Genomic DNA, 12,631 nt, shown 5'->3' on the forward strand with positions numbered 1-12,631 from the left:
ATTATATTTAATATATTTAATGCTTTTACCTACATATGATTTATAAAATATTAGTTATTCATTTAATAAAGCTTCCTTACCTCTCGCTCCAGTTCTTACTTTAATCACATCTGTAATATCTGAAACAAATATTTTACCATCTCCAATATTACCTGTTCTTAAAACTTTTTCTGCAACTTCTATAACTTTTTCAACAGGAACTTCGCATATAACTATCTCAACTTTTATTTTAGGTAACAACTTAAGCTCCATTGGAATTCCTCTATAATATTGTACATCACCTTTTTGAGTACCACATCCAAGAACCTGACTTACTGTCATTCCCATAACTCCTATTTCGTTTAGAGCATTTTTTAATTCTTCGAATTTATTCTTTCTTGTGACTATTTCAACTTTAGTAATCTTATCTGCCATAACCTATTCCCCCTTAAACTTAAAATAACAATTTTCTAGAGGCTAATATCAACGTTTTGGAAATCAGCATAACTGCTTTCAAGTCCATGTTCTTCTATATCAAGACCTCTAATTTCTTCTTCTCTAGAAACTCTTAATCCCACAGTAGCTTTTAATGCTTTAAATAGAATTAATGCACATCCAATTGACCAAACTGCTACTGATAAAACACCTAGACATTGAACTCCAAAGAATCCAAATCCGCCACCATATAATATACCAATTGTCCCTTCGCCATATGCACCAAACACACCAGTTAGTAAAGTACCAGTTACACCACAAATACAGTGAACTCCAACTGCTCCAACAGGATCATCAACTTTAAATTTCTTATCAACAATTTCTATACCAACTGTCATAACAATACCTGCAATCACACCAATTGCTAATGCACCTACTGGAGTAACAATATCACATCCTGCTGTTATTGCAACAAGCCCTCCAAGAACACCATTTAAAGTCATACTTACATCTGGTTTACCATATCTCATCCAAGTAAATATCATTGTTGTTGCTGCTGCTGCACATGCTGCAAGGTTTGTAGTAATGAATACTCTTGAAGTTACTTCTAAAGCACCTTCTCCAGTTATACCTAAACTTGAAGCTGGGTTAAATCCAAACCATCCCATCCAAAGTATAAATACTCCAAGTGCACCTAACGTTAAGCTATGTCCTAAAATTGCATTTGATTTTCCATCCTTAGTATACTTACCAATTCTAGGTCCTAAAATTATTGCACCAATTAATGCACACCATCCACCAATTGAGTGAACTGCTGTTGATCCTGCAAAATCATGGAATCCCAAATTAGCAAGCCATCCGCCACCCCAAATCCAGTGACCAGCAATTGGATAAATCACTGCGCTTATAACTGCACTATATATGCAGTAAGAAATAAATTTTGTTCTTTCTGCCATTGCTCCAGAAACTATTGTTGCTGCTGTTGCACAGAACACTGTTTGGAAAAATAGAAATGCATAATTATTAATACCAGTAGCTGCATTTTCTGCAGTTCCATCTGCAAAAAATGTAGGTAAGCCAATAAAACCACCAAGTTTATTAGCCCCGAACATTATTCCAAAGCCTAAAATCCAATAAATAATTGACCCAAAGACAAAATCTATTAAATTCTTCATTACGATATTAGCAGCATTCTTCGCTCTAGTAAATCCTGTTTCTACCATTGCAAAACCTGCCTGCATCCAAAAGACCAATATTGCTCCAAGTAATACCCACAAGGTATCTATAGCTACATTTATATCCATAATAAAAATCCCCCTTTAGTTAATATTCACTTTATCAATGAATATTTTAAAATAAAATATTATTCCTAAGACTAAATATTATCCAAAAATAATTTCTGCAGAAAATTCCTTGATAATAAAAAAACGAAGTCATTGAAGATAAACTTCTATGACTTCGTTGTCAAAACTTAATTAGTTTCTGTTTTAATTATACAAACTTGCCATTTTATTGTCAACGCTTTTATATGATATTTTTTACATCTTTATATAATTAACTGCACTTCTATAAATGATAAAATTTCATATCTCTAAATGATAAAAATTTATACTTACAAAAAATATGAAATAAATTTATTTAAACTTTTTATAAAATCAATAATTTCCTTGAACATGTCTTAATAAATTGCTACAATTTTATATGTAATTTCATACAAACATATTGGGGGGGCTATTTTTCATGAGTAAAACAATAATAACAAAATTTGGCGGAAGCTCGCTTGCTGATGCTAATCAATTTAAAAAAGTTAAGGATATCATGCTGTCTGATTCTAACAGAAAATATGTTATTCCTTCTGCACCAGGTAAAAGACATTCTAAAGATTCCAAAATAACAGATCTTCTATATTTATGTCATGCACATGTTGAAACAGGTATTTCATTAGATGATGTTTTCAATCATATTAAAGAAAGATATTGTAACATTGTTAAAGATTTAAGCTTAGATTTTGATATTGAAAAACACTTAAATATTGTAAAAAAAGATTTAGAAGATGGTGCTTCAAAAGATTATGCTGCTAGTAGAGGTGAATACCTAAACGGATTAATTTTAGCTGATTATTTAGGATTTAAGTTTGTTGATGCAAAAGATGTAATTGTATTTAATGTCGATGGTTCATTAGATACTTATGCTACTCATGAAGCATTATCAGACAAGCTTTCTAAAGTATCTAATGCTGTCATTCCTGGTTTCTATGGAGCTGATAAAGATGGTAATATAGTTACTTTCTCTAGGGGAGGATCTGACGTTACTGGTGCATTAGTTGCAGAAAGCATAAATGCAGATTTATATGAAAACTGGACAGATGTTTCTGGTTTTCTAATGGCTGATCCTAGAATAATTGACAATCCAAAACCTATAAGTACAATTACATATTCTGAACTTAGAGAACTATCATATATGGGTGCTTCAGTCTTACATGAAGACTCAATATTCCCTGTAAGAAAAGCTGGTATTCCTATAAATATAAAGAATACAAATAGACCACAAGATAAAGGTACTTTTATTGTAAAAGATTGTGACTTATCAAGTAATCCAAATATCGTAACTGGTATTGCAGGTAAGAAAGATTTTACTGTAATCTCAATTTCAAAGGCTTCTATGAATTCAGAACTAGGTTTTTGTAGAAAACTTTTATCAATCCTTGAACAAAACGGTATATCTTTTGAAAATATGCCTTCAGGAATAGATACAGTTTGCTTAGTAATTTCTGATGCTGAATTAAAAAATAAACAAAAAGCTGTTATTGATGGAATAAAAGCTTCTTGTAATCCTGATTCAATAGTAGTACATCCTGGAATGGCTATGATTGCTACAGTTGGACGTGGTATGGCTCAGCAAACAGGTACTGCAGCAAAAATATTTGCTGCTTTATCAGACGCTAACATAAACATAAGAATGATTGACCAAGGTTCTTCTGAAATGAATATTTTAGTAGGTATTGAAAATAGTCATTTTGAAAAAGGTATTCAGGCTATATATAATGCATTCAATTAATTTAATTAGAAAAGGTATATAGATTTGTATGAACCGACCCCAAAAAGTTAGACCAAAAATCTAATGATTTGGAGGTCGGTTTTTTGGCAAAATATAGTTATGAATTCAAAAAAGAAGTTGTTCAAGCGTATTTGGATGGTAAAGGTGGTTATAAATTTCTTGCGAAAGAGTTTGGTATTCCTTCTCCAAGCAAGGTTAAATTATGGGTTGATAATTACCGTACATTAGGCGATGAAGCGTTGATGCGTTCAAGAAAAAATGAATCTTTTACTTTCGAATATAAACTTCATGTAGTAGAATTATATCTAACAAGTGAGGTCTCATATCAGGAGTTAGCCCTTCAAGAAAGGATACATAATCCAACGCAAATAGTTAAGTGGGTAAATGATTTTAGAATTGCTGGTCCTGATGCTTTGCGGCCGAAGAAGAAGGGACGAAAGATATCGTTGGAATCATCAAATAAATTGTCTAGTAAAACAGAATCCGCCGAAATTGTTTCAGTTGACACTACTGCTGAACATGTAAAACAGCTTGAAGATGAATTGCTCAAGCTCAAAATTGAGAACGCATATTTAAAAGAACTGAGGAGGCTGCGTTTAGAGGAGGAAGCTCTTCTGAAAAAACAGCGAGAATCATCCACAGCCTCCGAGGAGAATTCAAATTAAAAGATATTCTCGCAGTTGTAGGCTTTCCAAAAGCGACATACATGTATTGGCAAAAGCGATTTAATAGAGAAAATCCTAATAAAGAACTAGAAGAAAAGATCCTTGAAATACGTAGTATTAATAAAGATTGGGGTTATCGACGTGTATACGGAGCACTACGTAAACAAGGAATACTTATAAATAAAAAGAAAGTTCAGAGAATTATGCAAAAGCTTAATCTTCAGGTGACTTCCTTTACAAGAAAGAGTCGTAAGTATAGTTCATACAAGGGTAAAGTTGGAAAGGTTGCTCCTAACAGAATTCATAGACGTTTTGACACACAGATTCCTCATCAGAAAATCACAACAGATACTACTGAGTTTAAGTATTATGAGGTTGATGATAAGGGACGAATGATAATAAAGAAACTATACTTAGATCCATTCATGGATATGTGTAATAGAGAAATCTTAAGCTATGGAATATCTCAACATCCGTCAGCGGCCAATATCATGGGAGCACTAAACCAGGCAATTGAAATCACAGCTGATTGTCCATACAGAAGAACTTTTCATTCTGATCAAGGTTGGGCTTACCAAATGAAAGCTTATGTACACACTCTTAAAGAAAATCGAATTTTTCAAAGTATGTCCCGAAAGGGCAACTGCCATGACAATTCAGTAATGGAGAACTTCTTTGGAATAATGAAACAGGAAATGTACTACGGCGTTGTTTACTACAGTTATGATGAACTCAAAGAGGCAATAGAACAATACATCAAGTACTACAATGAACAAAGAATTAAAGAGAAACTAGGATGGATGAGTCCCGTAGAATACAGGCTCAACCTCTTGGCTGCATAAAAATAGCGTAGCAGCCATTAAAACTGCTACGCTTAAAAAGTCTAACTTTTTGGGGTCACCTCAGTACATACAAATCTATATACCTTTTCCTTAACCGCGAAAAAAGACTTGTCTATTATTTGACAAGTCTTTTTTATCACTTAATTTAGTACTTCTTCATTACTTCTTTTATTTCTTAAGTATTCAATGACTGCAGGCATTATTGAAATTAAAACTATTGCAATCATTACAAGTGAGAAATTATTTTTTACAACTGGAATATTTCCAAAATAATATCCAAGTACTGAAGCTAATAAAACCCAGCTTACTCCGCCAACTGCATTAAAAGAAATAAATTTTTTATAGTTCATTTTACCTATTCCCGCAACAAATGGGGCCAATGTTCTTACTATTGGTACAAATCTAGCAAGTATTATTGTTTTACCACCATATTTTTCATAGAATTTATTTGTCTTCTCCAAATGCTCTTTCTTTATTAACTTTCCATTTTTAGAATTGATAAGTTTATTGCCTAATATTCTCCCGATTTCATAATTTGCTGTATCACCCAAAACTGCGGCGACTCCTAAAATTCCTAATAAAACATAAATATTAAGCATTCCCATGGCAGCAAACGCACCTGCAGCAAATATTAATGAATCTCCCGGAAGAAATGGTGTAACAACAAGACCTGTTTCAAAAAATATTATTAGAAATAATATTAAATATGTCTCAAAGCCATAATTATTTATTACCATGCCAAGATATCTATCTAAGTGTAAGAAAATATCTATTGCATAATTTATAGTATTCATTCTTATTTTCCCTTCTTTGTTTTATTTTATCTAGTTATTTACTGTAATTATATATTATAACCACTAAATTTTGAATAATAATATAATTAATTTTTTATTAAGTTTTATTTTTCTTTTCTAATGCATCAATAGTATTTTTTTATATGAATTTATAGAAATAACTTCATATACCACTCTAATATCCCATTTGCCCACATCATAGATATAAATGCTCCAATTGCTATAAATGGAGCAAATGCTATTTTATCTTTTAATTTTTTTAATCTTAATATAATAACTGCTATTCCTATTATTCCACCTATAATAATCCCTAAAAATAGCCCAATTAATATTCCCTTAATTCCTAAAAACAATCCACAAACTGCTGCTATTTCAGCATCTCCATCTCCCATGCCTTTTGTTATAACAACAATTATCTTAATAATTAAAAAACCAACAATACCGCCTATAATTGAATCAAACGCACCATTTTTATACACTATAAATTGAACTACCAAAAATAAAAATCCGCATATGGCTCCAAATATTGTAGTCGAACGATAGATATATTGCGTCTTATAATCTATAACTGAAATAACACTTAGAATAGAAGTAAAAATACAATATTTTAATGCAGCTATACTAATTCCATATTTAGAGAAAATTAGTATATAAAGAACACAATTTAATGCTTCAACAATTGGATATTGAAATGATATTTTTTCTTTACAATATCTACATTTTCTTCCTAAGAAAACAAAACTAAAAATTGGAATCATATCTAATGGCATTAGTCTGTGGTTACAATTAGTACAATGTGATGGTGGATACGAAATAGATTCTTCCTTTGGAATCCTGCATATGCAAACATTTAAAAAACTTCCTATAACCATTCCAAACATGACTAAAATAATATATTCCATCTCCATTTCCCCCTAGCTAATAACTATATTTTGAACCACTCCTTAGTAAAAATTTATACTGACTGCATGTTTTGATTAACCCAATTTCCATATTCTTCTTTTGATATAGTTCCCGAATTAACCAATCTTTTCAAATCCATTCCTATTGTCTGCATTCCATATTTACTTCCCATTTGAATAAAACTATTTATTTGTTCGTAATTTCCTTCTCTAATAAGGTTTTGTATACTTTGAGTACAAATCATGATTTCCATAGCGGCCGTTCTTCCTATCCCAATCTCATTTGATAAAAGAACCTGTGAAATAACTCCTCTTAAAAATGACGATAATTGAATTCGCACTTCATTTTGATGGCTTGCTTCAAACGAATTAATTATTCTATATATACTAGCTACAGCCCCCATATTATGTAATGTAGAAAATACTAAATGTCCAGTTTGCGCTGCTCTTAATGCAATTTCAATCGTTTCTTTGTCTCTCATTTCTCCAAGCATTATTATGTCTGGATCCTGCCTAAGGGCTGCCTTTAATCCACTAGCATAACTTAAAGTATCCTCTCCAATTTCTCTTTGATTTATCATGCATTTCTTTGTTTCAAATATATATTCTATTGGTTCCTCTAAAGTTATTATATGTTTTTCTTTTGTATTGTTTATTTCATTAATCATAGCTGCAAGTGTTGTACTTTTTCCAGAACCTGTTGGTCCTGTAACTAATACTAAGCCATCTTTCAATTCTGTAAATTTCTTTAATACACTGGCATTAGCATCTGTAATATCGCTTATCTTAGGTATATCACTTTTAATAACTCTCATTACAATACCATTACTTTTCCTGCACTTATAAGCATTAACTCTGAAGTTACCTATTTCAGGATTATTATATTTAAAATCAATTTCTCCTTTTTCTTTGAAAATTTGATATTTATCAGGTACTAAATCCTTTATATATTCTTCTACAATTTCAAAAGATATTGGATCCTCATTAACTTTAATAAGTTTTCCATCTTCCCTTGACATAGGTGGCAACCCTGATGTTATATGAATATCAGAAATAGATTCCATATCAATAGTTGCTAATAAATTATCAATCTTAGCCATTTTTATCACTCACTTATAAGTATTTTTATGCCTTCTCTTTTATACTTTTGCATATTATAAAATCATTACCCATTAAATATAATATTGTCCCATTTATTGTATATTATACTTATAATGTATTTTTCAATTTATTATTTTTCTGATTTGTTATTTATTCACAATTCTTAAATGATTTATATATTCCTCTTTGCATATTAATCCTTAAATTTATTAAGTATTGCAAGCAAGATTATATACCAATTTACTTCAAGCTATATCAAATCAGAATAGGTAAATATACGAATTCGTTCCCCTTTATTCCTTGATGTTTTACAAAATTCTTAACAGCAATAACATTATTATCCTTAATATCTACCATCTCGATTTCCATGAATACGTCTAAAGCTACCATTACTTCACTTTCTTCTCTATTAAATTCAACAGCTAAAGTTCTCACCGTATATTGGATAAATATAAATTTTCTTCTGTGTTAATCTTACTTGCAAGAGTCATCATTCTAAACTACACGTATTTAAATTTAATAAATTTTTATTGCAATATTTCATTAAATTTTCATTTAAAACATATTTATTAGTATAATCAAATCACTCAAAAAGAAGCCAGTTACGACTTCTTTTACTTATACTATTACTTATTCAATAAATCTTTGAGCAACAAAAAAACACCTCCAATATTGACACACTTGTATATCAATATTGAAAGTGTAAATTTTAATATAAAATGATTTTTTGAAGTTTATAGTACCTCTACATTCCTACTCTTCCCATCCTTCAGGGAATTCAGCATTGTGATAAACTTCTTGAACATCATCATCATCATCAAGTAAGTCTAACATCTTTTGGAACTTCTTAGCATCAGCTTCATCTATTGCTGTATATGTATCTGGAATCATCTTAACTGCGGCTTCTAAGAACTCTATTCCTTGTTCTTCTAAGGCTTCACGAACAGTACCGAAGTCTTCTGGTGTGGTTGTAACTACAAATACTTCTTCTTCATCAGCATTAAAATCTTCTGCACCAGCATCAAGAGCAAGCATCATCATTTCATCTTCATCTCTATCGCCCTTTTCTATAACAAGCTCACCTTTTTCTTGGAACATAAATCCTACACATCCTGTAGTTCCCATGTTTCCACCACCTTTTGTGAAAGCACTTCTTACATTACCTGCTGATCTATTTTTATTATCTGTAAGAGTTTCAACTATTACTGCAACTCCATTTGGACCATAACCTTCGTAAACTATGTTTTCATAATTTACATCTCCAAGTTCTCCTGAAGCTTTTTTAAGAGATCTAGTTATATTATCATTAGGCATATTTGCTGCTTTTGCTTTTGCTATAATATCTCTAAGTTTAGCATTTGTCTCCGGATTTGGCCCACCATTTTTAATTGCAACAGCCATTTCTTTACCTATTTTAGTAAATATTTTACCTCTTTTAGCATCTACTTTACCTTTTTTCTGTTGAATATTATGCCACTTTGAATGTCCTGACATATATTTTCCTCCTTTTATCATAACTAAAATATATAGTACAATAAAATCCTTATAAAATTTCACTGTACTATATACTGTATTTATTAAACAAAATTCACTTAAAAATTATACCACACTATGCTTGAATTGACAATTAACATAGATCTAGCATGTATTTGATATGCCCTGTATTTACTTTAAATTTTTATAAAGTCTATTTCCTTCTTTAAAATAAATACCCTCTTCACTTCTTAGTGATATTACTTTTCCATTTGTAGATTCAATTATTTCACTTTCTATAGTATCACTTATGCTTTCTTCGCATAGTATATGGACAACTACCTTATCAGTATATTCTGTATCTTCTATATGCCATGAATTCTGACCACAAATATACTGCACTTTTCCAAATAAATCGTAATCTAATTCAAAGCTCAGTTTTAATCCATTTACTTTTTCAACTATTCCTGCTGACTTTATTGCTATACTTGCCCCTTTAGTATATGCTCTAGTAAGTCCTCCAGCACCAAGAAGAATACCTCCAAAGTATCTTGTTACTACAATGGCACAATCTGTTACATTACTTTTTTTCATTACTTCCAATATTGGAATACCTGCCGTACCTTGTGGTTCTCCATCATCTGAATATCTTTGAATATTCATTTTTTCTCCTATTACGTATGCTGAACAATTATGTGTTGCTTGTTTATGCATAGATTTTATTTCATTTATAAATTCTTTTGCTTCTTCTTCGCTTTCAACTCTTTTAGCATATCCAATAAATTCAGATTTCTTCTCTTCAAATCTGTCTTCGCCAAAGTCTCTTATTGTTATATATGACATAATCGTCCCCCTTATATTTATTTTTACTATCTTTTTGTGTATTTAATTACTGTTATATTTCAAATTATCTAGTACGCTTTTTAAAATAGACATTCCTTTTTTTATCTTTTCTTTATCAGTCTGATAAAATCCTATTCTAAATGAATATTCTCCATCTTTTGAAGATATAAAAAATATCTCAGCTGGAGTAATATACACATCCTGTTTTCTTAATTCTTCAAATAATTTAATTATTGATATTGATTCATTTTTTAGTTTAACATAAAATGTTAATCCACCTTTAGGATCATTATAATCTAAAGTTTCATTAAAATCATTATCTAGTATGTTTTTCATAAGTGAATATCTTTCATGGTATTCTGTATTAAGATATTTAATATTATTTTTCCACTTTTCACTAGATATATATTCTTCTAAAGCTCTTTGCATTAAACTTGAGGTTGTTATATCCGTATTCAGCTTAGAAATCTCCATTATCTCTCTGAACCTAGGCGGTGCTACCAGATACCCAAGTCTTATTCCGGGTAAAAATATCTTAGAAAAACTTTTTATATATATTACTCTATTACATTTATCTAACCATTTAAAAGGTATATATTCTACTGAATCATTATAAATAAGCTCAGATAAGTAATCATCCTCTATAATATAAAAATCATATATTTTCGCAAGCTCTAATATTCTTTTCTTTTTTTCCAAACTATAGCTTATTCCAGTTGGATTTTGAAAATAGCTCATAGTATAAAAACATCTTATTTCATTCTTTTGAAGTATCTTTTCAAACTTATCTAAATCTATCCCATCATTTTCTATTGGGACTTGAAATATATTAGCTTTTCTCCACTTAAAAGCTGACAATGCTCCCATATATGTAGGCTTTTCAACAACTACATTATCATTTATATTAATTATACTTTTAGCTGCTATATCTATCCCCTGTTGAGCTCCAGATACAATCAGTATATCTCTTTCATTAAGCTTATCATTCCAAAATTCTCTATTTATTGTTGTAATTAAATTTCTATACCCACCTCGATTTTTTGATACTAGTGCTTTAGTACCATCTCTTTCTAAAACATCATTTATTATCTTCTTTAAATCATCTATTGGAAATAGTACTTCATCATTTGTTTCCCCTGTAAAGTCAATTACATTACTCAAGTCCTCTGTCGATAACTTTTTCAATATATTAGAATATCTTTTTCTAAATGTAGAAGTAACCTCTTTTCTTTTTGCAAAACTACCACTTCCCACTTTTTGATAAGCATACCCTTCATTTTTCAACTTATTATATGCACTAACTATAGTTACATTATTAACAGAAAGTTCTTTTGCCAAACTTCTTATTGTAGGTAGCTTATCTCCATCCCTTATAATCTTACTATCTATTAAATTCTTAATATAATCTGCAATTTGAACATATTTAGGACTTTCTTCATTAAAATATAAGCTTTTATAATTTTCCATTAAATCACCTTTTATAAATTACCTTCTTGAAGCATATACATTTTCATTAACAAGCTTTTCTCTTCCTTGTAAATCTAATTTTCTAGATTTTTTTACTATTATATTTCTCTTATATAGTTCTTTTAATATATCTTCTATCTTTATATCAAAATCTTTGAATTTTTCATCATTTTTTATTTCGTGTGAACTTACAAACTCTTCTCTATCATTTAAATATTCTAGAATTAATTTTGCAGCTACATTAATATTCATATCTAAAAAATCCTCTATATACATAATAGTATTATTAATATTTTCTTTCAATTCACCACTACTAAATAATTTTTCAATCAAAATATTGAATTGATTATTTAAGTTCATAGTCATTTTTACAGCATCTTTACTAACTGTGTATCCATTTAAATTTAAGTATAATTTAGAGAAACTATCCAATGCTCTTATTAAAACCTCATAAGAAGTAAATAAATTATTATTTTGTAAATACTTTTTAGATACTCTAAGGTTTTTAATTAAGCTTCCTAAATAAACCAAATTATATAATCCTATATGTTTATCTAAAGTGTACTTTGCCTTATTATAGATATTATCTATTTCTTCATCTTTAGATACTATTATCTTAGAGGATATTAATAAATTTCTTATAATACCTTTTTGTCCATTTGTATTATATAGCTCTAGAAATTTTTCTTTATTTAATATTTTCATATGTACAGGAATATCTAATATTTCTGAGTATACATCTCTAATCTCCTCGAAGTTATCTTTATACACAACAAATATATCAATATCTGATTCTTCCCAGAGATCTCCATTTACTATACTTCCAAATGCAAATACAGTTAAGACTTTTTTATTTGTTTTTAGAATTGTAATTAATTTTTGTGATGCCTTTTGATAATTTAATATAGACTGTAACATATAATACTTACCTCATTTGCTTTTAAAATATATCTTGGATTCAAAATTATACATAGATATTATATATCATTTGAATCTTCATTTACAAATTCTTAAAGAAAAAAGATCCTTAGATTATTTATACTTCTCTAAGAATCTCTTTTATCGAATAGTTA

12 protein-coding genes are annotated in these 12,631 nt (G+C 29.6%); 2 read left to right on the forward strand and 10 right to left on the reverse strand.

Annotated features, from left to right (window positions below; translation table 11 throughout):
• Positions 1-54: 54 nt before the first annotated feature.
• Both BN2920_RS17415 and BN2920_RS17420 read right to left on the reverse strand, forming a co-directional pair.
• Entirely contained in the window at positions 55-414 is a 360-nt protein-coding gene (locus tag BN2920_RS17415; RefSeq protein WP_058296242.1) for a P-II family nitrogen regulator, read from the reverse strand.
• A gap of 35 nt (positions 415-449) precedes the next feature.
• The gene (locus tag BN2920_RS17420) at positions 450-1,718 is read right to left on the reverse strand and encodes an ammonium transporter (RefSeq protein ID WP_058296243.1); all 1,269 of its coding nucleotides are present in this window, start codon (positions 1,716-1,718) and stop codon (positions 450-452) included.
• Positions 1,719-2,154: 436 nt separating this feature from the next.
• On the opposite strand from BN2920_RS17420, the gene BN2920_RS17425 reads away from it, so the two are divergent.
• Both BN2920_RS17425 and BN2920_RS21145 read left to right on the forward strand, forming a co-directional pair.
• Positions 2,155-3,471, forward strand: a complete 1,317-nt coding sequence (locus tag BN2920_RS17425) for an aspartate kinase (protein WP_058296244.1) — start codon at positions 2,155-2,157, stop codon at positions 3,469-3,471.
• An 83-nt stretch (positions 3,472-3,554) separates the two neighbouring features.
• Positions 3,555-4,978 (forward strand): IS3 family transposase gene (locus BN2920_RS21145; protein WP_230132317.1). Its coding sequence is split into 2 segments (ribosomal slippage): positions 3,555-4,044 and positions 4,044-4,978, totalling 1,425 coding nucleotides; the frame shifts between segments, so codons are not numbered across the junction.
• A gap of 140 nt (positions 4,979-5,118) precedes the next feature.
• Here BN2920_RS21145 and BN2920_RS17440 read toward each other — a convergent pair.
• The 8 genes from BN2920_RS17440 to BN2920_RS17475 all read right to left on the reverse strand — a co-directional run bounded on the left by BN2920_RS17440 (position 5,119) and on the right by BN2920_RS17475 (position 12,476).
• Positions 5,119-5,772 (reverse strand): DedA family protein, encoded by a 654-nt coding sequence (locus BN2920_RS17440; RefSeq protein WP_058296245.1) that lies wholly within the window; start codon positions 5,770-5,772, stop codon positions 5,119-5,121.
• Between the two features lie 149 nt (positions 5,773-5,921).
• Complete coding sequence (locus BN2920_RS17445; protein WP_058296246.1) at positions 5,922-6,674, reverse strand: prepilin peptidase; 753 nt, start codon at positions 6,672-6,674, stop codon at positions 5,922-5,924.
• 53 nt (positions 6,675-6,727) lie between these two features.
• Positions 6,728-7,774 carry a type IV pilus twitching motility protein PilT gene (locus tag BN2920_RS17450; protein ID WP_058296247.1) on the reverse strand — a complete coding sequence of 349 codons (1,047 nt, stop codon included), beginning with the start codon at positions 7,772-7,774 and terminating at the stop codon, positions 6,728-6,730.
• A 256-nt stretch (positions 7,775-8,030) separates the two neighbouring features.
• Positions 8,031-8,210, reverse strand: a complete 180-nt coding sequence (locus BN2920_RS17455; RefSeq protein WP_058296248.1) for a phage replisome organizer N-terminal domain-containing protein — start codon at positions 8,208-8,210, stop codon at positions 8,031-8,033.
• Positions 8,211-8,528: 318 nt separating this feature from the next.
• A complete protein-coding gene (locus BN2920_RS17460) occupies positions 8,529-9,269 on the reverse strand; it encodes a YebC/PmpR family DNA-binding transcriptional regulator (RefSeq protein ID WP_058296249.1) in 741 nt (246 codons plus the stop codon).
• Between the two features lie 171 nt (positions 9,270-9,440).
• Positions 9,441-10,091, reverse strand: coding sequence for a YigZ family protein (locus BN2920_RS17465; RefSeq protein WP_058296250.1), 651 nt, complete (start codon positions 10,089-10,091; stop codon positions 9,441-9,443).
• 42 nt (positions 10,092-10,133) lie between these two features.
• Complete coding sequence (locus BN2920_RS17470) at positions 10,134-11,558, reverse strand: aminotransferase-like domain-containing protein (protein ID WP_058296251.1); 1,425 nt, start codon at positions 11,556-11,558, stop codon at positions 10,134-10,136.
• Positions 11,559-11,576: 18 nt separating this feature from the next.
• Positions 11,577-12,476: a nucleotidyltransferase domain-containing protein gene (locus BN2920_RS17475; RefSeq protein WP_058296252.1), complete on the reverse strand. Its 900-nt coding sequence runs from the start codon at positions 12,474-12,476 to the stop codon at positions 11,577-11,579.
• Between the last annotated feature and the right edge of the window lie 155 nt (positions 12,477-12,631).

This window comes from Clostridium neonatale, from assembly GCF_001458595.1.
Classification (GTDB): Bacteria; Bacillota; Clostridia; order Clostridiales; family Clostridiaceae; genus Clostridium; species Clostridium neonatale.

Excerpts from the sequence above, each read along its gene's own strand:
- BN2920_RS17415 (WP_058296242.1), bottom strand. The coding sequence starts at position 414 with ATGGCAGATAAGATTACTAAAGTTGAAATAGTCACAAGAAAGAATAAA.
- BN2920_RS17420 (WP_058296243.1), bottom strand. The coding sequence starts at position 1,718 with ATGGATATAAATGTAGCTATAGATACCTTGTGGGTATTACTTGGAGCA.
- BN2920_RS17425 (WP_058296244.1), top strand. The coding sequence starts at position 2,155 with ATGAGTAAAACAATAATAACAAAATTTGGCGGAAGCTCGCTTGCTGAT.
- BN2920_RS17440 (WP_058296245.1), bottom strand. The coding sequence starts at position 5,772 with ATGAATACTATAAATTATGCAATAGATATTTTCTTACACTTAGATAGA.
- BN2920_RS17445 (WP_058296246.1), bottom strand. The coding sequence starts at position 6,674 with ATGGAATATATTATTTTAGTCATGTTTGGAATGGTTATAGGAAGTTTT.
- BN2920_RS17450 (WP_058296247.1), bottom strand. The coding sequence starts at position 7,774 with ATGGCTAAGATTGATAATTTATTAGCAACTATTGATATGGAATCTATT.
- BN2920_RS17460 (WP_058296249.1), bottom strand. The coding sequence starts at position 9,269 with ATGTCAGGACATTCAAAGTGGCATAATATTCAACAGAAAAAAGGTAAA.
- BN2920_RS17465 (WP_058296250.1), bottom strand. The coding sequence starts at position 10,091 with ATGTCATATATAACAATAAGAGACTTTGGCGAAGACAGATTTGAAGAG.
- BN2920_RS17470 (WP_058296251.1), bottom strand. The coding sequence starts at position 11,558 with ATGGAAAATTATAAAAGCTTATATTTTAATGAAGAAAGTCCTAAATAT.
- BN2920_RS17475 (WP_058296252.1), bottom strand. The coding sequence starts at position 12,476 with ATGTTACAGTCTATATTAAATTATCAAAAGGCATCACAAAAATTAATT.